General features: G+C 69.1%; 19 protein-coding genes and 1 pseudogene. 9 read left to right on the top strand and 11 right to left on the bottom strand.

Features of this window, described 5'->3' with window-relative positions; translation table 11 throughout:
• Positions 1–177: 177 nt before the first annotated feature.
• The 5 genes from JRI60_RS06515 (at position 178) to sitI6 (ending at position 5,731) form a co-directional block, all read left to right on the top strand.
• On the top strand, positions 178–1,209 hold the full coding sequence (locus tag JRI60_RS06515) for an AAA family ATPase (RefSeq protein ID WP_204224989.1): 1,032 nt from the start codon (positions 178–180) through the stop codon (positions 1,207–1,209).
• 9 nt (positions 1,210–1,218) lie between these two features.
• The gene (locus tag JRI60_RS06510; protein WP_204224988.1) at positions 1,219–2,097 is read left to right on the top strand and encodes a DUF58 domain-containing protein; all 879 of its coding nucleotides are present in this window, start codon (positions 1,219–1,221) and stop codon (positions 2,095–2,097) included.
• Entirely contained in the window at positions 2,094–4,199 is a 2,106-nt protein-coding gene (locus JRI60_RS06505; protein ID WP_204224987.1) for a BatA domain-containing protein, read from the top strand. The genes JRI60_RS06510 and JRI60_RS06505 overlap by 4 nt, the downstream gene beginning before the upstream one ends.
• A gap of 67 nt (positions 4,200–4,266) precedes the next feature.
• A complete protein-coding gene (sitA6, locus tag JRI60_RS06500) occupies positions 4,267–4,977 on the top strand; it encodes a SitA6 family polymorphic toxin lipoprotein (protein ID WP_204224986.1) in 711 nt (236 codons plus the stop codon).
• Between the two features lie 28 nt (positions 4,978–5,005).
• On the top strand, positions 5,006–5,731 hold the full coding sequence (sitI6, locus tag JRI60_RS06495; RefSeq protein WP_204224985.1) for a SitI6 family double-CXXCG motif immunity protein: 726 nt from the start codon (positions 5,006–5,008) through the stop codon (positions 5,729–5,731).
• A gap of 224 nt (positions 5,732–5,955) precedes the next feature.
• Here sitI6 and JRI60_RS54380 read toward each other — a convergent pair whose 3' ends face one another.
• Positions 5,956–6,549 (bottom strand): collagen-like protein, encoded by a 594-nt coding sequence (locus JRI60_RS54380; RefSeq protein ID WP_204229503.1) that lies wholly within the window; start codon positions 6,547–6,549, stop codon positions 5,956–5,958.
• Between the two features lie 16 nt (positions 6,550–6,565).
• Entirely contained in the window at positions 6,566–7,159 is a 594-nt protein-coding gene (locus JRI60_RS54375; RefSeq protein ID WP_204229502.1) for a collagen-like protein, read from the bottom strand.
• A 139-nt stretch (positions 7,160–7,298) separates the two neighbouring features.
• Between JRI60_RS54375 and JRI60_RS06480 the strand changes: the two are divergent.
• Positions 7,299–7,433, top strand: a pseudogene (locus JRI60_RS06480) (CocE/NonD family hydrolase C-terminal non-catalytic domain-containing protein); the annotation flags it as partial.
• A gap of 20 nt (positions 7,434–7,453) precedes the next feature.
• On the opposite strand, the gene JRI60_RS06475 reads toward JRI60_RS06480, so the two are convergent.
• From JRI60_RS06475 to JRI60_RS06460, 4 genes are all read right to left on the bottom strand, one after another.
• Entirely contained in the window at positions 7,454–7,654 is a 201-nt protein-coding gene (locus JRI60_RS06475) for an Rpn family recombination-promoting nuclease/putative transposase (RefSeq protein ID WP_239470378.1), read from the bottom strand.
• 219 nt (positions 7,655–7,873) lie between these two features.
• The gene (locus JRI60_RS06470) at positions 7,874–8,920 is read right to left on the bottom strand and encodes a hypothetical protein (RefSeq protein ID WP_204224984.1); all 1,047 of its coding nucleotides are present in this window, start codon (positions 8,918–8,920) and stop codon (positions 7,874–7,876) included.
• A gap of 31 nt (positions 8,921–8,951) precedes the next feature.
• Positions 8,952–9,698 carry a hypothetical protein gene (locus JRI60_RS06465; RefSeq protein WP_204224983.1) on the bottom strand — a complete coding sequence of 249 codons (747 nt, stop codon included), beginning with the start codon at positions 9,696–9,698 and terminating at the stop codon, positions 8,952–8,954.
• Between the two features lie 211 nt (positions 9,699–9,909).
• Complete coding sequence (locus JRI60_RS06460; RefSeq protein WP_204224982.1) at positions 9,910–10,593, bottom strand: hypothetical protein; 684 nt, start codon at positions 10,591–10,593, stop codon at positions 9,910–9,912.
• A 260-nt stretch (positions 10,594–10,853) separates the two neighbouring features.
• Between JRI60_RS06460 and JRI60_RS06455 the strand changes: the two genes are divergently transcribed.
• Complete coding sequence (locus JRI60_RS06455) at positions 10,854–12,185, top strand: cytochrome P450 (RefSeq protein WP_239470377.1); 1,332 nt, start codon at positions 10,854–10,856, stop codon at positions 12,183–12,185.
• Positions 12,186–12,306: 121 nt separating this feature from the next.
• On the opposite strand, the gene JRI60_RS06450 is transcribed toward JRI60_RS06455, so the two are convergent.
• Positions 12,307–13,929 (bottom strand): FAD-dependent oxidoreductase, encoded by a 1,623-nt coding sequence (locus JRI60_RS06450; RefSeq protein ID WP_204224980.1) that lies wholly within the window; start codon positions 13,927–13,929, stop codon positions 12,307–12,309.
• Between the two features lie 196 nt (positions 13,930–14,125).
• On the opposite strand from JRI60_RS06450, the gene JRI60_RS06445 reads away from it, so the two are divergent.
• The gene (locus JRI60_RS06445) at positions 14,126–14,758 is read left to right on the top strand and encodes a TetR/AcrR family transcriptional regulator (RefSeq protein WP_204224979.1); all 633 of its coding nucleotides are present in this window, start codon (positions 14,126–14,128) and stop codon (positions 14,756–14,758) included.
• A 53-nt stretch (positions 14,759–14,811) separates the two neighbouring features.
• On the opposite strand, the gene JRI60_RS06440 is transcribed toward JRI60_RS06445, so the two are convergent.
• Positions 14,812–15,165 carry a hypothetical protein gene (locus JRI60_RS06440; RefSeq protein WP_204224978.1) on the bottom strand — a complete coding sequence of 118 codons (354 nt, stop codon included), beginning with the start codon at positions 15,163–15,165 and terminating at the stop codon, positions 14,812–14,814.
• A gap of 209 nt (positions 15,166–15,374) precedes the next feature.
• Here JRI60_RS06440 and nagZ point away from each other — a divergent pair, with 209 nt between their 5' ends.
• Positions 15,375–16,478: a beta-N-acetylhexosaminidase gene (gene nagZ / locus JRI60_RS06435; protein WP_204224977.1), complete on the top strand. Its 1,104-nt coding sequence runs from the start codon at positions 15,375–15,377 to the stop codon at positions 16,476–16,478.
• A 24-nt stretch (positions 16,479–16,502) separates the two neighbouring features.
• Here the strand turns inward: nagZ and JRI60_RS06430 are convergent, their stop codons facing one another.
• The 3 genes from JRI60_RS06430 to JRI60_RS06420 form a co-directional block, all read right to left on the bottom strand.
• Complete coding sequence (locus JRI60_RS06430) at positions 16,503–16,931, bottom strand: hypothetical protein (protein ID WP_204224976.1); 429 nt, start codon at positions 16,929–16,931, stop codon at positions 16,503–16,505.
• A 157-nt stretch (positions 16,932–17,088) separates the two neighbouring features.
• A complete protein-coding gene (locus tag JRI60_RS06425; RefSeq protein ID WP_204224975.1) occupies positions 17,089–17,538 on the bottom strand; it encodes a hypothetical protein in 450 nt (149 codons plus the stop codon).
• A 209-nt stretch (positions 17,539–17,747) separates the two neighbouring features.
• A complete protein-coding gene (locus JRI60_RS06420) occupies positions 17,748–18,359 on the bottom strand; it encodes a hypothetical protein (protein ID WP_204224974.1) in 612 nt (203 codons plus the stop codon).
• Positions 18,360–18,415 lie beyond the last annotated feature (56 nt).

Raw genomic sequence — 18,415 nt, 5'->3', positions numbered from 1 at the left:
GGGTCACCCGAGCCCCCCCGGGGGGCAGGGGGACGGCCTCCCCCTGCCCGAGAGCGGACGAACGTCCGATGGCAGGAATACCCCCGTGTCCGAACGGTTGGCAGCCCACGTTCGAGCCGCGGCTCCCTCGCGAACCCCTTGGTCCGCGCGCCGCCCGAGATTAAGAGATCGCTTCTCATGGAAAACGCCGCCCCCATCGCCCCGCCGCCGGTACCGGAAGCCACCAGCGAGGACCTCAAGGCCGTCGAGGAGCTCGCCCGGGCCAAAGCTCAAATCCTCGGGCAGATCGAGAAGCGCGTCGTCGGGCAGCGGGACGTGGTGGAGCACCTGCTCATCGCGCTCTTCGCCCGCGGCCACTGCCTCTTCGTCGGCGTGCCCGGCCTGGCCAAGACGCTGCTCATCTCCACCCTGGCGGACGTCCTCAACCTGTCCTTCAACCGCATCCAGTTCACGCCGGACCTGATGCCCTCGGACATCACCGGCACGGACATCCTCGAGGAGGACAAGGCCACCGGGCACCGCGCCTTCCGCTTCCTCAAGGGCCCGCTGTTCGCCAACATCATCCTCGCCGACGAGGTGAACCGCACCCCGCCCAAGACGCAGGCCGCCCTGCTGCAGGCCATGCAGGAGTACCGCGTCACCGCCGGTGGCCGCACCTACCCGCTGGAGCTGCCCTTCCTCGTCTTCGCCACGCAGAACCCCATCGAGCAGGAGGGCACCTACCCGCTGCCCGAGGCCCAGCTCGACCGCTTCATGTTCCTGGTGGACGTGGGCTACCCCACCGCCGAGGAGGAGGTGGAGATCGTCAAGGCCACCACCGGCGGCTCGCAGCCACAGCTGGAGAAGATCCTCTCGCCCGAGAAGATCCTCGCGTTGCAGACGCTGGTGCGCCGGGTGCCGGTGCCGGACCACGTGGTGCGCTACGCGGTGGAGCTGGTGCGCCACACGCGGCCCAAGGAGCCGGGCGTGCCGGAGTTCATCTCGAAGAACGTCTCGTGGGGCGCGGGGCCTCGCGCCAGCCAGTACCTGGTGCTGGCGGCCAAGGCGCGCGCCATCCTCAACGGGCGCTTCGTCGCCTCGGTGGAGGACGTGAAGGCCGTGGCCCGCCCGGTGCTGCGCCACCGCGTGCTGCCCAACTTCACCGCCGAGAGCGAGGGCACCACCTCGGTGAAGCTGGTGGACCAGCTCGTCTCACTGGTGAAGGGATAGCCCCCCGGCATGTTGCTGGATGCCCAGACGCTGGCCCGCCTGCAGGGCGTGAAGCTGCGCGCCCGCGCGGTGATGGAGGGGGTGCTGTCCGGCCTCCACAAGAGCCCCCACCAGGGCCAGAGCGTGGAGTTCGCCGAGCACAAGGAGTACGCGCCCGGTGACGAGCTGCGCCACCTGGACTGGAAGGCCTACGGCAAGTTCGACAAGTACTACGTCAAGCGCTTCGAGCACGAGACGAACCTGCGCGCCGTCATGGTGGTGGATGCGTCCGCCTCCATGGGCTACCGCAGCGGCGCGCTCTCGAAGCTCGACGTGGCCACCACCCTGGCCGGCGCGCTGTGCTACCTGCTGGTGCGCCAGCAGGACGCCGCCGGCCTCGCGCTCATGACCCAGGGGCGCTTCCAGGACGTGCCCCCGCGCGCCTCCGCCGGCCACCTCAACGTGCTGCTGGACGCGCTCGAGCGCACCTCGCCCAACGGGGGCACCAATCTCATCTCCGCCGCGGACCACCTCGCCGAGGTGCTCCCGCGCCGCTCCTCCGTCGTCGTGCTGTCCGACTTCCTCGACGAGAACCAGGACGCGCTCAAGCGGATCCTGGCCCTGCGGCAGCGCAAGAACGACGTGTCCGTGTTCCACCTGGTGGACCCCGCCGAGCTCACCTTCCCCTTCGATGACCCCACGCTCTTCCTCGACATGGAGGGCGAGGGCCGCATCGAGGTGAACCCGCGTGAAATCAAGCAGAGCTACCTGGAGGAGTTCGGCACCTTCCTGGCGAACGTGAAGTCGGCCTGCGCGGAGGCGGACGTGGACTACGAGCTGGTGCGCACCGACGAGCGCCTGGACGAGGTGCTGCTGCGCTACCTGGGCCGGCGCGGGAGGCGACGGTGACCTTCGCCCATCCGTGGATGCTGCTGGGCGCGCTGGCGGCGCTGATTCCGCTGCTCGTCCACCTCTTCGACCGGCGGCGGCCCCGCCCCCACCCCTTCGGGCCCCTGGCCTTCGTGCTGCGCAGCCAGAAGCGCACCGCCAGCCGGCTCAAGCTCAAGCGGCTGCTGCTGTACGCGCTGCGGACCTTGATTCTGCTCGCGCTGCCGGTGGCCCTGGCGCGGCCCGAGTGGAAGCAGGACGCGCAGGCGGCGGCGGTGGTGAAGGGCCCGGCGGCCACGGCCATCGTGCTGGATGCGTCGCTGTCCATGCGCTGGTCGGATGGAACCTCGCTCTTCGAGCGCGGCCGGGACGAGGCGCGCGACGCGCTGGCGGACCTGCGCCCCGAGGAGCCCGCGACGGTACTGGTGTGCACGGGCTCGGCCCAGCCCCCCGGGCCTCCGGCCTTCGACCGGTCCAAGCTGCGTCAGGCCATCGACGAAGCACAGCCCACGTACGCGGCGGCGGATCTGTCGCGCTGCCTGGACCTGGCGGCTCGGGCGCTGGAGGAGAGCCCCATCGCGGGCAAGCGCCTGGTGGTGGTGTCGGACCTGACGGCCGGCTCCATGCGCCTGGAGGCGCCGACGCCGACGGTGAAGGGCCCCACGGGTGAGGCGATCCGTCCCGAGGTGGTGCTGCGCGACGCGGCCAACGGGAAGGACTCGCTGCCCAACCACGCGCTGGTGGACTTGAAGGTGGAGCCCGCGCTGCAGGCGGGACCGCGCGCCTTCGTGTTCACCTTCACGGTGAAGAACTTCAGCGAAGCGCCTCTGAAGGATCTGGAAGCGGCGGTGCGCACGGGCGACACCACGCTGGGCAAGGGCTTCGTGGACGTGCCGGCCCATGGCACGGCGCAGAAGTCGCTGACGGTGCGCTTCCAGCAGGGCGGCACGGTGTCTGGGTATGGGACCCTGACGCCGGATGGACTGGCCGAGGACGACCGGCGGGCCTTCGTGCTCGCGGTGCCGCGGCCGCTCAAGGCGCTGGTGGTGAACGGAGCGCCGCACGCCACGCGCTACCGGGACGAGGCCTTCTTCATGGAGGCGGCGCTGTCGGCCCCGGGCTCGCCGGTGCAGGCGGCGGTGCGCGACGCCGAGGCCGGGTGGCGCGAGGAGTTCGGCAACTACGACGTCGTGTACCTGCTGAACGTACCGGCGCCGGACGAGACCGCGGCGGCGAAGCTGCGGACCTTCGTGGAGAACGGCGGCGGCCTCTTCGTCAGCATGGGCGACCACGTGGACCCCGAGGCGTACAACACGCGCATCGGCGCGCTGCTGCCGCGCAACCTGCGGCTGGTGCGCACCAGCGTGAACCGCGACGACCCGGACGCGGATGACAAGGCCGCGAAGCTGGCGCAGGTGCGCGTCGAGACTCCGCTCTTCGCGCCCTTCACGGGACAGGCCGAGGAGGGCCTCGTGGGCGCGCGCTTCTACCGGTACATGCTGCTGGAGGCGGACGGGAGCGGCGCGGCCCAGGGCGCGAGCCAGGTGCTGGCCACGTACGAGGACGGTGCTCCGGCGGTGGCCGTGGCGCGGCGGGGCAAGGGCCGGGTGGCGCTCTTCACCAGCACGGTGGACCGCGACTGGAGCGACTTCGCCATCCGCACGAGCTTCCTGCCGCTGATGCAGCGCTTCGCCGCGTACCTGGCGGGCTCGCTGGAGGAGCGCGAGGAGCAGCGGGTGCGCGTGGGCGAGACGCTGTCACTGCGGCCCGAGGGCGCGGCCCAGGCCGTGTCCGCGGTGAAGGGCCCGGACGGCACGGAGGTGCCCGCCAAGGCGCAACCGGACGGCACGGTGCTCGTGGGTCCGGTGGAGCAGCCGGGGACGTTCTCCGTGCTGGGCGCGGACGGAAAGCCCGTGCCCGCGCTGGCCTTCGCCGCGACGCTCGACCCGGCCGAGAGTGACTTGAGCCGGCTGCCGCAGGACGCGCTCTCCGCGCACTTCGGCGAGGAGACGGTGAAGGCCTCGAGCGCGGACGCGGAGCGCCCGCCCGTGCCCCTGTGGACCTGGCTCATCGTCGCCGCCGCGTTCGCCTTCTTCTTGGAGGGCACGCTGCTGCGCAAGTAGCGGCCCGCTCTCGACGTCCGACACCGCCATCTCTGGCCAGGGGGAACCGCTACACTTGCGGTCAACCATGGCCAGACCGCGTCCGCCGCTGCTGCCAGTCCCGCTTGCTGTCCTGCTGCTCTCCGCGTGCGCCGCTACGACCCCGGTCGTGCACACGTGGGAGGACGTGGAGCGAGACGACCCCGCCGCGTGCGAAGCCCCGAGCGCTGATCAGTGTGTCGTGCTCGCATGCGACGAAGGGGAGTGCGGCGTCTTCAGTTGCGAGGACGTGGACCCGGAGGCGCTGGCGCTTGCTCCCCTGGCACACGGTGCGGAGTTGGCGCGCTACCGCCCTCCCCTGCGCGGACCTGGCACCCAGCGCAACTGGAGGCGCGTGGGGCTTCGAGCAGATGCACAGCCCCGGATGGCGTTCCACTTCAGCTACCGCTACGGCTACCTCCCGGCCTTTCCCCGACTCGAGGGGAGGCTGATCAAGCACCACCTGTTTCCCCAGGCCCAGGAGTTCAGGAAGTGGTTCTTGGACAATGAAATCGACGTCCACGCGTGGACGATGGCCATTCCAGAGCAGGTGCACCTGCGCATCCATCGCGGCGCGAACGGCGGACCGTGGAATCAGGCATGGCGGCAGTTCAGGGACGCCAATCTCCACCGCCGAGTTCCAAAGGAAGAAATACTGCGAAAAGCCTTCGAGCTGGCCTACCGCTTCGACATCGTTGGACCCATCGTGCCTTACAGCCATCAGCTTGTCCCTCCGGGTCCACAGCTTTTCGCCAACTGACAGCTTTGCTGGATGGAGGAAGAGTCGCGTGAAGCTCTACAGGGTCTTGGGAGATGAAGCACCGCGCTACACGGGAAACCTGAATGCCGGACACAAGTGGGGGCTGCCTGGCGTGCAATGGTCGCGACCGTGTCCGAGCTGCCGCCAGGGTGGCGGTGTCGGGGGACTTCATTATCCCTGCGTGGATCTTTCGAGACTCCCCGAGCGCGAGAAGTTCCATGAGGCGCGGCCTGTACCCTACGAAGAGTTCGTCCAGCTGCGTGAATTGGTACGTCCACTCGTCCCCATATGGGCTGAGCTGCAACCGGGGACGTCTTTCGGCCCGGTGGAGGGTTCCGGGCTGGGCTACTTCGGCCAGCTCTTCATGCAGAACCCCTGGACGCTCTACGCGCGCCGCGAGGCATTGGAGCGCTTGCAGGCGGCCGGCATGCGGGGTCTCCAGGGCTGTCCCATCAAGGTACGCTTCCGGCAGAAGAGCCACCCTGAGTTGCTGGAGCTGCAGCTGGAGCTGCACGGCCAGTTCCACCCTGATTGCCTTTCACCAGATCGCAAGCCCATCTGCCCCACCTGCGGTAGCAACCAGAACCCCCTCCCGGAGAAGTTCTGGCCCGCGGCCTCGTCGCTGCCCAAGGACCTCGACATCTTCCGCTTCCGCGATGCGCCCGGCTTCATCCTCGCCACCGAGCGCATGGTGGATACGGTGAAGCAACTGGAGCTGGACGGCGTGGTGTTCCAGGAAGTGGAGGTCCGCTGAGCGGACGCAAGGCACGCGGGCCACTCACGAGGACATCCCGCTGTGGTGGTGAACGGAGCGCCACGCGCTACCGGGACGAGGCCTTCTTCATGGAGGCGGCGCCATCGGCCCCGGGCTCGCCGGTGCAGGCGGCGGTGCGCGACGCCGAGGCCGGGTGGCGCGAGGAGTTCGGCAACTACGACGTCGAGTACCTGCTGAAGTAGCGGCCCGCTCGCGGCTCACGCCTACTCCAGCTCCAGGTGGAGCGGCCCCACGAAGGTGACGGCGGGCGGGACGATGGGCGTCGTGGGCAGGGTGTCCTCCAGGGGCAGCAGGTCTTCCTGGTACGCCGAGTTGACGCACCGCCCCTCCTGCCGGACGGACCTGACCTGGACCTTCACCAGCGTCTGCCTGTCGGGCATGACCCGGTACGTGCCGGGATCGCCCTCCGCCGTGAAGACCACACGGGGGAGGGTGCGTGCGACATAGGCCTTTCCCGTGCAGTCGACGGCGTCGTAGCTGACCTGGGCCGTGAACATCGCCGAGACCTCCGCGGTCATGGGGTTCAGGCCCCAGAGGAACCCCCGGGCATCGATGTAGGGCGGGCTATCGCCGATGACCATGCTCGGGCCCACCCGGGTGCCGTTCGCATCCCTCCAGACGGCGATGGGAAGCGTGGAGCCGGCGGGGCCCGCGGGACCTCGCGCACCCTCGGGTCCCTGGGGGCCCTCGGGTCCCTGGGGCCCGGCGGGACCCGTGTCTCCCTTGGGTCCGGTTCCGGAGCAGGCCATGAGCCCGCCCAACAGCATCACCACGGCATACTTCCTGAAGACATACATGGGGACTCCTGTCTCCCTACTGAAGGGAGAAGTGGATGGGGGGCTCGAACTGGACGGTGGGCTTGGAGATGGGCGTCGCGAGCAGGCTGCTCATGGGCACCACGGTGATCTCGAACGCACTCTCACTGTTCTCGCACGCCGTGGAGCGCTTGCTGGACCTGCCCTGGATCGTCACCTGGGTGAAGGCGTCGGAAAACGCCCGGAAGGTGTCGGGCTCGCCCTCCAGCGTGAAGACCTCGCGCGGCAGGCGGGCCGAGACATACGCATTCCCCGTACAGTCCGCCCCGTCATAGACGATGGGAGTCTCCCGGGTACGGAGCTGCCCGGTGTACATGTCCACGAGCCAGAGGAAGCCCTGGTCATCGAAGAAGTACAGGTCCTCTTTCCGGCCGCCTCCACTCGGACCGATGAACGCACCGTTCGCATCCCGCCACACGGCGGCGGGGCGAGCGAGGGCCGCGGGCCCCTGTGGTCCAGTGGGACCCGCGGGCCCCTGCGGACCGGCGGGGCCCACGGGACCGGGATCTCCCACGGGACCCGCGGGCCCGGAGGAACACGCCACCAGCCCTCCCACGGCCATCGCCCAGACCCATTCCTTGGAAATACGCATCAGGACGCTTCCTTTCTTCAGGTGAGTCGTCCGAGCCGAAAATCATGGGAAGTGGAAATGAACCGGGCGGACGAAAGGCACGCCGGACCCCACTCCGTCCCTCGTCCCCGGCCAGTCCCAGGCCGAGCCCGACAGCACCTTGCGTGTCTCCATCGACCTGTGGCCCACCGCCCACCGTTTCCTCGCGGGCCACCGCATCCGCCTCCAGGTCTCCAGCGGTGCGCATCCCCGCTTCGCTCGAAACCCGGGCAGCGGTGAGCCCCTCGGCTCCGCGAAGACGCTCGTCCCCGCGGCTCAGGCCGTCTTCCACGACCCCACACACCCTTTCTCCGTCTCCCTCAGCTCCGGGTCCACCACACTGCCGGGCTCCCGCCGCAGGGACGTCCAGTCCACCTGCGAGACGACATTCGGGGGCAGCACAGCGCGCAGCTCGGCCTCGGCCCGCTCGGGGTGACTGAAGGTGTAGCGGGCGAAGAGGTCATGCGGTCCTGACATGGCCAGCCGCCCCCAAGCACACGGCGGGCCAGGGACGGGCAAAGGCTTGGCGACGAAAGTCGCGTCAGATGACTCGTTGGGCGTGAGGTGCCGCAATGGCTCCTGTGACACGGCGAGGCCCTGGTGTGGCGCCGCGGCTCCCCCGAGTCGATGCGCTCCGAGCGCTCACGGGTCACTGCCCGATTTCGCCGGGAGCGACCATACTGGTGGGTCCTGCTGCTACGGACCGTCCACGGCCGGCGGGGTAGAGGCCGCGTCGGGGACGACCCGGCAAGGGACCATGTTCCCCCGGTGCCCGGTCGTGCACACCAGTCCGGGACGCGTCGGTGCGCCGGGCGCGAGCGGTACGGTCTCCGAGTCCCATTCACAGCGGGGGGCATCCGCGCGACCCCAATCGCAGACGCCCCGGGGCGGCGCTTCCACGGGACCCCACGAGGCACGGCGCGTGGCCTTTTCATCGCAAAGCGGTTCCTCCTCGGAGGGGCCCGTACACGTCACACGGGCCCCATGCGCCGCGGGCTCGAGGGACAGGCGCTCACACCCACGCCGGAGCACGCGCTGCTCACAGGCCTCCTCCGCATCGAGGTTCGGCCGCTGCACGAGCTGGAACGCCCGCCCATCCAGGCCCACACCGAAGATCGCCCGCTCCTCCCGTGTGTCCCGCGCCGCGAGCTCCCAGAAGGGGCGGCCCTCGCGCAGGGCATCTTCCGAGGTCTTCCCCTCGCTCGGCTCACAAGGCGCCTTGTCACCACATACCAGGCTTCGAGCCACGGCCTCCACATCGCACCGGGTGCAGCTCAGGTGTTGTCGCCGCATGGCCACGGGGCGGCGGGGCAGGATGCCGGAGCGCAGGGACTCCATCTCGACGGAGGCCCCACGTGCGGACTGGGTCCTCGTGCAGACGGAGGTCCCGAATCCCTGCTTCTCGCTTCCGCTCGCGTAGACGAGGTACTCGACTCCCTTGTCGAAGAGGTACTCACACATATTGTCAGACAGGCTCAAGACCCGCTTGGGAGCGGCCTTTCCCTTGAACGTCTCCAGGACCGTGAAGGTCGCCCGGCCGACGTACGGCCCCTGATAGTCCTCGCCGAAATCCTCGTGGATGTCGTCGACCCGGCCGCGGAAGATGAGCTCCGCCTTCTCACGCGCCGTCTCCAGCGCATCACGGACATCCAGTTCCAGGGAACAACTGCAAGCCCATGCTCCCATGGGCCAGGCCAGGAGTCCGAGGACGAGCAGCACCGCGACACGTGAGAGCATGTGCATGGAGTCCACTCTACCGCGTGGTGGGAGAGTGTTACGGTGCCGCGCTCCGGAAATAGGGGAGCGAGTCGCAGGAGGGCAGCCCCGGGATGGGCTTCCCGCTGGCGGCGCCGACAATCCTCGTGGCCGGGAACCAGCCCCAGCCCAGGTTCGGGTCGTTGCCGTAGCGGGTATCGCCCTGGGTGTAGAGCCACCAATCGTTCCGCGCATCACCGACGCTCGGGTTGTCGTGTCCCGGCCACCGGGATTGGCAGACGAACCAGTTGTTGCCGGCCTTCAAGAAGCCACGAGGTCGTCCCTCCCAGACGACTTCCCCGTCCATGTTCCGGCAGCACATGCTGCTGTAGGGATAACCGTTGTAATCGGTGTGATCGCCGCCGTCGCCCCAGCAGTTACTGCCTTCTTGCTGTTTGCATTTATTGACGGGATTGGTGGCGATGGGAGACGGTGAAGTCGGGCCATGCCCGCCGCTCTTGCCAAGAACGTATGAAACCGTCGCGGAGATCAACGTTCCGAGCAACCCTATCAGTGCCACGATGATGGCTGTGTCAAAGGAGATCAGCCGTTTGCTGATCTCGATGGTGGCGGCAGCGTCCTGGGCACTGTCCTGGCGAATGTACCGGATGTACATCCCAGAAAACTGGACCTCATCCAGCGGTACACCGCGACCGTCCACGACCAACTGGAGGAGCCGTGCACCAGGAATCGACATCACGGAGCAGGGCCAACCCGTGTTCTTGTTCCAGGTCTCGGCGGGCAGGATGACGGTGAACTTGCTCACAATGGAATCGTCCCGGGGCCAGTCGGACGTCAGAAGAGATGGGACAAAGTATCGGGCCAGGCAGAGGCCCTGACCATTGCCCCGGTATGTCGGGCGCAGTCGCCTGTTGGACGCGTACCCTTGGAGCTACACCGGTGGGGACGTCGTCTGGGACGGACGCGCTCGTGGCTATTCGAGGCCCGGCCACAGTTGGTTCAGGCAGGCATACGCCTCAACGCAGGATCGATCGGCCGGCCGCCAGGTGTTGATGCGCGGCTTTCTTGTCCACGCTCAGGATGTCGTTGATGTCTTCGTCGGCCCGCTCTTCCTCGTCCATGGCATCCCACTCTTCGCGGTCGATCACTTCGTCGACCAGCAGCTCGGTCAGAGGCGCCTGGGTGGGGGGTCTCGAGGGCTTGTCGGGCGGCGCCATCACGTAGCCAGAGGTGTGCTGTACCTGCTGATGACCGGGATGGGCCAGGGTGACCCAGGTGGAAGTTCCGGATGCCAGCAGTCGGGCGCGTAGATCGCCGCCAACCATGAACCTCGAATCAGCCGGCGCGGTGATGACGACTTCCTCGACGATCAACGACCCGGTCACCACCAGGTCGAAGCCCCACGACACCATCAGGTTGCGGCAGCGCAAATCACCCAGCACGACCAGGGCGCCTTGATCGTGACGGCCGGTCCGCACCAGCACGTTGGCATGGGTCGTCAAGGAACCCTCCACCACCAGATAAGGCGAGTCCGGCTGCCACACTGGCGTGTCGACAGTGGGCGGCGGTTGCAGGCGCCAGTCGGCATCGATGGTCAGCAATTCTCGTGCTGCGCCGGTAGCGAGATTGGGACGGAATGCATGCAGGGTTTCGAGCGCGTGATGGGCGGGACTTTTCATTATTTCCTGGGCCAGGGCCACGAGGGGAATGCCGGGACACAAGAGCACGGCGAGGAGCCGGTGGACAGGGCGTTGGCTCATGAAGGCGCTGCCCGTTGGGTCCACGATTCAAGGCCTCGCTGGAAGTTTGGTCCCTGGTAAGCACGTTGAACCGACACGCCATTCCTCGCCTCATCCAAACCTCATCCACGAAGCCGGTACAGCCCATGAGCCGCCATGATTCCGCAGCACTGAAACCGTCAACGCCCGCCTGGCCACCCAAGGCGTCGGGCGTTCCTCTCGTGGGCGCACTGCCCGGTCTGCTCCTGGAGCGCTTCGACTTCCTGGAGGCGGCCCGTCAGCGGCTTGGCGACGTCTTCACCCTGAATCTGGGCTTCACGGACGCCATCATCCTGTGCCACCCCCGCCATGCGCAGCGCGTCCTGGTGGACGAGGCGTCCAAGTACCGCAAGGGGGGGCACATCTGGGAGTCGATACGGACCTTCCTCGGCAATGGGCTGCCGGTGAGTGAGGGGGAGTTCTGGAAGCGGCAGCGCCGCATGATCCAGCCCGCGTTCCACCACCAGCGCCTGGTCGCGCTGACCGGGAAGATGGGAGAGGTCATCGACGAGAGCCTGGCGGGCTGGGAGCAGGCGGCCAGGATGGGGGCTCCCTTCAACATCGACGAGGGCGTCTCCCGGATGACCATGAACGTGATGGTCCGCGCCATGTTCGGCAGTGGGTTGGAGGCGGCCGATGCGGAGCGGGTGGGCCATGAGCTGGCCTACATCATCGACTACATGCTGTGGGGCATGATGCTCCAGGGACTGCCCGACTGGGTGCCCGTCCCTGGCCGCGCCCGCTACCGGGAAGCGATCCGGTTCGTCGATGCGGTCGTCTCGCGCATCATCGAGCGGGGGCGGCGGAGCCCCGAGGACGAGTCCCTGCTCTCCCTGCTGCTGCACGCGGTGGATACGGAGTCGGGCGATCGAATGACCCCCGCGCAGTTGCGGGACGAGGTGGTGTCACTCTTCGTCGCCGGGTACGACACCACCGCGGTGGGCCTGGCCTGGGCGTTCCATCTCCTGACGCGGCATCCGGAGTCCTTCCGGCGGATGCGGACGGAGGTGGACGCAGTCCTGGGTGAGCGGGTGCCCGGCTTCGCCGAGCTGCGCCAGCTCACCTACACCCGCAACGTGTTGCAGGAGTCGCTCCGGCTGTACTCGCCCGCATATTGGGTTCCCCGCGCGTCAGCGGAGGAGGACGCGTTCGACGGCTACCGGATTCCGGCGGGAAGGATGGTGCTGGTCTTCACGCACCTGATCCACCACCACCCGGACATCTGGGAGGAGCCGCGACGCTTCGATCCGGATCGCTTCACGCCGGAGCGCTCCGAGGGGCGGCACAAGCAGGCGTGGATGCCCTTCGGTGCCGGACAGCGGCTGTGCATCGGCAAGGAGTTCTCGTTGATGGAGGGGCAGCTCATCCTCGCCCGCGTCGCCCAGCGCTACGAGGTGTCCGCCGTCGCGGGACGGGAAGCCCAGGTGCATATCGGCACCAGCCTCCGCGCGAAGGAAGGAGTGTGGGTGCACCTGAAGGCGCGGGAGCCCGGTGCCGCTCCTTCGCGCGGTTGAGCGGCACCTGCGATGACGACCCTGCTCACGGGGATGGGTCATCCCAGCATGACGAGCCGGGTGGAGGCCGGGCCCCGGTCGCGTCGGGACCGGCGAAGGCTTGGGACCCGGCGCGAGCGGATCACTGGCGGGCTTCAGCGCGAGGGACCGTGGAGTACCGCTCGCCAGCAGTCCAGAACCCGCGCGTGGCGCACGACACCCGCCCGAGGGCCTCGCCAAGCGAACGGAGCGGCTCCTCTGGCAGCTCGATCGCGCGCCAGGCCACGTAGCCATCCGGACGGATCAGCGAAGCCCCCCCTGTCCCGAGGCCGAATGCCGTCCGGAAGGCCTCCTCATCGGACGGACGCACATCCACGCCGATGCGCAGGCACCGCACTTCGATGCCCAGCTGCTCGCCAACCCTCGCCGCGGCGGAGCACCACCGCTCGTCCTCGGCGAGCAGCACCCATGTCCGCTGGAACAAGTCGAGCGTGGACACCCGCTCGTCTCCTTGGAACATCCACAGATGCGGCGCACGCGTGCCGGGCTGACCGGCCCACTGCTCGGGCCTCCGCGCGGGCGGGAGTCCATCGCCCGCATCGAGCACCGCGGCCGAGCGATACAGCTGACCGAACTCCACGGCGCTGTCGTCGAGGATCGGCACGTCCCTGGCGGTCCCGGCCGCGACCGCCGCGTAGTCGCTCCGGGCGAAGAGCTGCCCATGCCGGAGCCACGCGATCGGGCGCCGTTCGGCGTCGTAGGTGTCGAGCAGCAGCGGCGTCGACGCTCCGGAGAGAACCGCGGACAACTTCCACGCGAGATTGTGCGCATCATCGATGCCGGTGTTCGCACCATAGCCACCGCGCGCGGGCGGCAGGGTATGCGCGGCATCCCCGGCGAGGAAGACCCGGCCGGACGCGAAGCGGTCCGCGATGAGTGCGCTCATCTCCCAACGGCCCGTGGTGATGAGCTCGACCTCGAGGTCCGTCCTGCCGATCGCCTTGGACACCAGCGCCCTCAGCGTGCCTTCGTCGCGCTCCTCGTCGTCCGAGAAGATCAGCACCCAGCGGCCATCGCCGTAGGTCGTGAGGAACGCCTGGAGCCCCGGCTGGTCGATGTTGAACTGCGTGATGCCCGCTCGCAGGTACTCCTCGAGCGGAGCCCGGAAGAGGACGCTGCGCACCGTCCGGATATGGCCGCGTCCCGTCCGGCCGATCCCCAACGCCTCGCGAATCGGGCTGCGGTGGCCATCCGCCGCGACCAGATAGGAGGCCCGCATCGCGTACTCCCTTCCGTCGCGCGTGCGCAGCGAGGCGACGACTCCGTCCGCATCCTGCTCGAAACCGAGCAGCTCCGTTTCGAGCCGGATGTCGGCACCGAGTGAGATCGCCTTCTCACGCAGGATGGGCTCGAGGCGATCCTGGGAGAGCGCGGCGCCAGCGCACGGCGAGTACTCGAGCCCGGGCCCCCGCCGCTCCTCGGGTGTCCAGGGGGTCTCCTCGAACCACTTCCCCGCCAGGCTCTCCACCCGGCTCCGGCGCAGCCGGAAGTCTGCCGGCGCCTGCGGAACGCGGGCACCCAGCCCGACCGCACGGAAGAGCTCCATCGTCCTCGGCGTGTAGCCGATGGCACGCGGATGCGGTGAGCTGCCCGGGTGCCGCTCGACGAGGACGGTGGGCACACCGCGCCACGAGAGGAACATCGCGGCCGACAAACCCACCAGGCCACCCCCAACCACGAGCACCGCGGTCGAATCTTCTTTCATCACTGCCTCCGATACACTGTATCGACAAATACAGTGTATCGGGCGTTCGGGGTTGTCAACTGGCGTTCCGTTCGGGACAAGGAGGGCCACGATGAGCGCTCGACAGAAACCGCCCGCCGCAGATGCGGCTCTCGTTTGGGAACGCCCCGAGCCCGCGAACCGCCCCACGCCCGGACCCCTGAGCCGGGAGAGGATCGTGCGCGCCGCCATCGCGCTCGCCGACAAGGACGGCCTCGACGCGGTGTCGTTGCGAAAGGTCGGAGCCAGGCTCAATGCCGGGCCGATGCGGCTCTACGGCTATCTGTCCACCAAGGAGGAGCTGCTCGAGCTCATGGTGGATGCGGTCTACGGCGAGATGGCGTCCGCCGGACCCATCCGCGGCGACTGGCGCGAGGCGCTCCGGACCATCGCGCGGCGCACCCGGCAGGCCGCCAAGAAACACCCGTGGTTCATCGAGCTGCTGGGCGGCCGTCATCACCTCGGCCCGAATGCCCTCGCCCATTCCGAGGCTTCACTCGCCGCGTTGAGCCAGACGCCGGGCTTCGAGGACATCGATGCCGTCCTCCAAGCCGTTGGGACCGTCAATGCCTACGTCATCGGCGCCATCCAGAGCGAAGCCAGCGAGCTGCGTGCCGAGCGCGAAAGCGGCATGAACGAGGCGCAATGGCAGAACGCCACGTGGCCCTACATCCAGCGGATGATCGCCACCGGCCGCTTCCCGACGCTCGCCAGGGTGGTTCGCGAAGCCACGCACCCCTCGTCCGACGTCCGGTTCGACACGGGGCTGGAGTGCGTGCTCGACGGCATCGCGGCGCGGCTCTCACGCTGAACACAGGAGCCCATCGCGCCGAAGGGGGACAGCAAGAACGTCTCCTCCATGGACTACTGGGCGAGATCGTCCAGCACTTCGGAAAGCGTGGTGGCGTTCAGCGAACGCTCGAACCAACGGTCGAGCGTGGCCACGTCCGTGCAGCCGAGGATGCGCTCCCGGGCCGCCTCGTCGGCATGCACGCCCCGCAGGGCGAGAGTCCGCAAGATGTACTCGGCACGCCCTCGGCTCAGCCCCTCCTCCCGGCCCTCCTCCCGTCCTTGTTGGCGTCCCCGCTCGATGAGTTGCTCGCCATAGCTCCGCATCAACTCCTCCGCTCGTTGGGCATCCATCACCGAATGTAACACCCGCCCCGCCGCTTCATGGACTGCCTCGTCCCCCACCCACAGCAGGACCCGGCGGGCCAAGAACACAGCTAGCGCCCCCCGCCCTGTCCCCGTCGCGCCGCTGATGGACTCGTCACCCCGGAAGGGGAGCGGCCGGAAGAGGTCTCCCGCTCGCCCACCAGCCGGATGCGGCATTCCCGACGGAGGAGCAGGCAGCCGCGCACGGGAGCCGACACCTGGCTCGCTCTCCCCTCCCCGGACCGCACGGAGCGTGACAAGGTGGTGCCCCTATGAGCAACGCCCTCTATCGCGACTGTGCCCGGCTCTTCATGGTGGGCTTCCCCGGCCAGCGCATCGACGACGACTTCGCCTCGCTGATGGACGACGGCATCTTCGGCGCAATCCTCTTCAAGCGGAACGTGGGGACCGCGCGGGAAACGGCCACCCTGTGCCGCGAGGTCAAGGCGCGCGCGGGCCGGCCCTTCATCCTCTCGGTGGACCAGGAGGGCGGACGCGTGGCGCGCCTGCGCGGCGAGCCCTACACCTCCCTGCCCTCCATGCGCGAGCTGGGCCAGCGCGGCGACCTGGAGCTCATCGAGCGCGTGGGCCGGCTGCTCGCGCACGAGCTGCGCGCCGTGGGCTTCGACTGGGACTTCGCTCCCGTGCTCGACGTGGACACCAACCCCGCCAACCCCGTCATCGGCGACCGCAGCTTCAGCCGCGACCCGGATGAGGCGGCTCGCATGGGCGTCGCCCTCGCTCGCGGCCTGGAGGCCGGCGGCGTCGCCTCGTGCGGCAAGCACTTCCCCGGCCACGGCGACACCCAGTCGGACAGTCACCTCACGCTGCCCCGGCTCCCCCACGACATGGAGCGCCTGCGCCGCGTGGAGCTCGTACCCTTCCGCTCCTTCGCCCAGGCCGGACTCGCCTCCCTCATGACGGCGCACGTCCTCTTCGACGCGCTCGACCCCAAGGTGCCCGCCACCATGAGCCACCGCGTCCTGCACGGCGTACTGCGCCAGGAGCTGGGTTTCGATGGCGTGCTCGTCAGCGATGACCTCGAGATGAAGGCCATCGCCGACCACTACTCCGTGGAGGAGGCCGCGGTGCTCGGCACCCTCGCCGGCGTGGACCTCTTCCTCGTCTGCCACAAGGCCGACGTGCAGCGCCGGGCCATCGAGGCGCTCGTGCGCGCCGTCGAGTCCGGCCGCGTGCCCCGCTCCCGCATCGAGGAGGCCCACCGCCGCCTCGCCCGGCTCGAGGCCCGCTTCGCCCACGGCCCCGAGGACCGTGTGGCCACGCTCGGCGACGCAGAGCACCGCGCGCTCGCGCTCGGGCTCGCCAGCACCTTCAGCGGGAAGGACCCCACCGAAGTCATGCTGGCGTCCCGCTAGCCGCTGTCCACCGGGGCGGCTCGCCTACCGCTTCACGCCACCCGTCCCGCCCGGGCTGTCATTGACGTCCTGATCGCCCGAGACGCCCTCGCCCGGGGTGCCCAGCTCCTGGTTGTCATCGCCCAGGCCCGCGCCACCCGTGCCCGCGTCCATCGGGGCCGTGCCCGCGTCCGCCGGGGACATGCCCGCGTCCATGGCACCCTTGGCGCCCTTCTTCGCGCCACCGGCCCCCCCGGCGCCACCGATGCCCTGGTCCTCCATCCCCACGTCACCCGTGCCACCAGCACCGCCGATGCCCTGGTCCTCCATCCCCACGCTGCCGGCGCCACCCGTTCCCGTCTCGGTCTGCGCCCCGCCCGCGTTGTCCCGGTTGGTGTTGCTGCAGGCCGGGAACAGCAGCGAAGCCGAGGCCAGCGCCCCCACCACCATCCACTTGCGAATGTTTCCGCGCATCTCGCACCTCTCTCCTTCTCGGGCGGCCGGCATGGCCACCCGGGTCCATGACGGCTCGCGTGAGCCGTCGTCCCTTACTGAGCTCGTGTGAGGCCACGCCCCGCGGCGCCCGCACCGCGCGTCATCCTCGGCGGAGGGCTCTCGTCCAGCGTCCGCTCTACTTGGGGTTCAACTGGGGTCTCGTGTCCGGAGACGAAGGCTCCGAGGACTTCGTCGGTGGGACCTGCGCGTCCGGCAGCTCGCGCGAGGGCCTGAGGGCACCGCCCTCCGCGCCCAGTTCCTTGTACATGGGGCTGCCCGGAACAGGCGCCGGACCGCCACCGCCCACGCCCTCCTGGCCCTGCTGCTGGCGCAGGGCGCGCTCCCCGACGTCCATCGCCAGCGAGCGTCCCGGCGTGCCTTCCGTCTGGGGCGTCCGAGGGTCGATGCTGGTGGGGATGTCCTTGATGGTCCCGTTGTAGCCGGACTGCGCCGGGCTCCGAACGAAGCCTGGCTCGTAGCTGCTGTTCCCCGCCTGTTGCGGCAGGACTCCACACGCCGACACCAGCCACGAGGCCGAGGCCAGGACCCCACACACCACCCACCGTTTGAAACCACCGTCGTGCATGTCCGTCTCCAGGGACCGCGTTCAACTCGCTCTCACCCGCGGCATGGAGGACTCCGCGTCCCCGTCCGCCCCCGCGCGATGCGAGGGGCGGGCCATGCCACGCCTTCAGGGATGGGCACCCGGCTTCTTCCGGGCCACCGAGCGGGTTTCTGGCGAGCGCTCGATCGTCTGGCCGCTCTCCGAGAGCTCACGCGCTCCGCCCCCGTCTCTCAGTGCTTCGGGTCCCCCGAGCTCGACGGCTGCCCCTTCTGGCCATGGGTCGTTCCCTCCCCGCCTTCCTGGGTATCGCGTGGCAGCGACTGCTCGCCCTCCGCTGGCGCCTGGGGCTGGGTGGAGCCGCTGGAAGGTGCGGGGCTCGACAGGAGGGTGCCCGAGCCCAGCTCGGTGGCGTAGGTGCCCTGGATCCATGCCCCATTCGGGCCCGCCTTCAGCGGCCTGCCCGTCCCCAGTGCGATCGCCGCCAGGGAGTCGAATTGCGGCGGTGGGTACGGGACGCGCTCGTCCTGCTTCTGCCAGAGGCCCGCCTGGACCCGCGCATCCAGCTCGGACTGCGGCAGGGCCTTGGCCTGCGATTCCTCCCTGGCCGTACCGGAACCTCCTGTGCCCGACGCCGCCTCGTCGCCCGCCGTGAGCGGAATGTGGCGCGGGAACCCGGTATTGGACCCCCGGCGAAGGCGAACGCCTTCCCCCTTCTCGTCGGGGTAGTAATCCTCCTGCTGGGATGTCTGCGCCCAGGAGCGTCCGTAGTCCTCGCACCCCACCAGCAGCCCCGCCCCCGCGACCGCCCCGAGCAGTGCCAGCTTCACTCCCGTCTTCCGCATGACCGTCTCCCCTGTCGTTGTCCGTTCCTTAGGGACAGGGGTGGGCATGCGCGCGA

Origin of the sequence: Archangium violaceum, from assembly GCF_016887565.1 — a bacterium.
GTDB lineage: Bacteria > Myxococcota > Myxococcia > Myxococcales > Myxococcaceae > Archangium > Archangium violaceum_B.
This window is presented reverse-complemented; position numbering and strand designations above follow the sequence as displayed.

What these genes read in the sequence shown, in the direction of transcription:
- JRI60_RS06515 (WP_204224989.1), top strand. Translation starts at nt 178, where the DNA reads ATGGAAAACGCCGCCCCCATCGCCCCGCCGCCGGTACCGGAAGCCACC.
- JRI60_RS06420 (WP_204224974.1), bottom strand. Translation starts at nt 18,359, where the DNA reads ATGCGGAAGACGGGAGTGAAGCTGGCACTGCTCGGGGCGGTCGCGGGG.
- JRI60_RS06450 (WP_204224980.1), bottom strand. Translation starts at nt 13,929, where the DNA reads ATGAAAGAAGATTCGACCGCGGTGCTCGTGGTTGGGGGTGGCCTGGTG.
- JRI60_RS06430 (WP_204224976.1), bottom strand. Translation starts at nt 16,931, where the DNA reads ATGCGCGGAAACATTCGCAAGTGGATGGTGGTGGGGGCGCTGGCCTCG.
- nagZ (WP_204224977.1), top strand. Translation starts at nt 15,375, where the DNA reads ATGAGCAACGCCCTCTATCGCGACTGTGCCCGGCTCTTCATGGTGGGC.
- JRI60_RS06510 (WP_204224988.1), top strand. Translation starts at nt 1,219, where the DNA reads ATGTTGCTGGATGCCCAGACGCTGGCCCGCCTGCAGGGCGTGAAGCTG.
- JRI60_RS54380 (WP_204229503.1), bottom strand. Translation starts at nt 6,549, where the DNA reads ATGTATGTCTTCAGGAAGTATGCCGTGGTGATGCTGTTGGGCGGGCTC.
- JRI60_RS06475 (WP_239470378.1), bottom strand. Translation starts at nt 7,654, where the DNA reads ATGTCAGGACCGCATGACCTCTTCGCCCGCTACACCTTCAGTCACCCC.
- JRI60_RS06425 (WP_204224975.1), bottom strand. Translation starts at nt 17,538, where the DNA reads ATGCACGACGGTGGTTTCAAACGGTGGGTGGTGTGTGGGGTCCTGGCC.
- JRI60_RS54375 (WP_204229502.1), bottom strand. Translation starts at nt 7,159, where the DNA reads ATGCGTATTTCCAAGGAATGGGTCTGGGCGATGGCCGTGGGAGGGCTG.
- sitA6 (WP_204224986.1), top strand. Translation starts at nt 4,267, where the DNA reads ATGGCCAGACCGCGTCCGCCGCTGCTGCCAGTCCCGCTTGCTGTCCTG.
- JRI60_RS06470 (WP_204224984.1), bottom strand. Translation starts at nt 8,920, where the DNA reads ATGCACATGCTCTCACGTGTCGCGGTGCTGCTCGTCCTCGGACTCCTG.